This window comes from Stenotrophomonas sp. HMWF003 (assembly GCF_003061285.1).
GTDB lineage: Bacteria > Pseudomonadota > Gammaproteobacteria > Xanthomonadales > Xanthomonadaceae > Stenotrophomonas > Stenotrophomonas maltophilia_AP.
This window is the reverse complement of record NZ_QAIW01000411.1, coordinates 1-948: the sequence shown is the minus strand read 5'-3', so window position 1 is coordinate 948 and position 948 is coordinate 1. Positions and strand designations below refer to the sequence as shown.

Here is a 948-nt window from a genome sequence, read left to right as displayed (position 1 = left end):
GACCCACGTGCCCTTTCTCATTGCCGCCTACGCGGTGTTCGTGCTGGTGCTGGGCAGCGATGCACTGGGTTCGTGGCTGCGGATGCGTCGCGCCCGCCAGCAGGCCCTGCGCCGCCAGCAACGCCTGCAGGCGCGCGCCACGCCCACGCCCACCAGCGCGCTGGGCCCGGAGCTGAGCCGATGACGCCGGGGCAGCGTCGCCGCCTGGTCTGGGTGCTGGTGCTGCTGCTGGCCTCGGGCCTGGCCACCACGCTGGTGGCCTTCGCCCTGCAGCGCAATGTCGCCTACCTCTACACGCCGGCCGAAGTGCTGCGCGGCGACGTGGATCCGCACGCGCGGTTCCGCCTGGGCGGAATGGTGGTCAAGGGGTCGTTCCAGCGCGCGGAAGGCTCGCTGGAAGCACACTTCGTGGTCACCGATGGCGATGCCACGCTGCCGGTGAGCACCTCGCGGATCCTGCCGGACATGTTCCGCGAAGGCACTGCGGTGGTGGCCAGCGGCCGCCTGCAGGACGGCCGCTTCATTGCCGATGAAGTGCTGGCCAAGCACGACGAAAACTACATTCCCAAGGAAGTGGCCGACAAGATGGGCCAGGCGCATACCAAGCACGATGTACCGGTGACCGCACCGGCGGTGCGCTGAGTGCTGCCCGAACTGGGGCAGATCCTGCTGGTCACGGCGCTGGTGGTGGCGGTGCTGCAGGCGGTGCTGCCGCTGTGGGGCGCCCAGCGTGGCTACGCGGCATGGATGGCGGTGGCCCGCCCGGCCGCGTACGCGCAGCTGGCGCTGCTGCTGGGCGCGTTCGGCGTGCTCACCGCGGCGTTCGTCACCCAGGATTTCTCGGTGCGCTACGTCGCCGAAAACTCCAATTCGCTGCTGCCACTGGCCTACCGTTACTCCGCCGTGTGGGGCGCCCATGAAGGCTCGCTGCTGCTGTGGGCGCTGGTC

2 protein-coding genes and 1 pseudogene are annotated in these 948 nt (G+C 69.9%); all 3 read left to right on the top strand.

The genetic code is table 11. The annotated features are described in order from the left end of the window. Positions 1-184: heme exporter protein CcmD (gene ccmD, locus DBR34_RS17560; RefSeq protein WP_128097749.1), on the top strand; the 184-nt coding region annotated here is incomplete at its 5' end. Then, positions 181-642: a cytochrome c maturation protein CcmE gene (gene ccmE, locus DBR34_RS17555; RefSeq protein ID WP_128097748.1), complete on the top strand. Its 462-nt coding sequence runs from the start codon at positions 181-183 to the stop codon at positions 640-642. The genes ccmD and ccmE, both read left to right, overlap by 4 nt. Beyond that, a pseudogene (locus tag DBR34_RS17550) lies at positions 643-948 on the top strand (c-type cytochrome biogenesis protein CcmF); the annotation flags it as partial.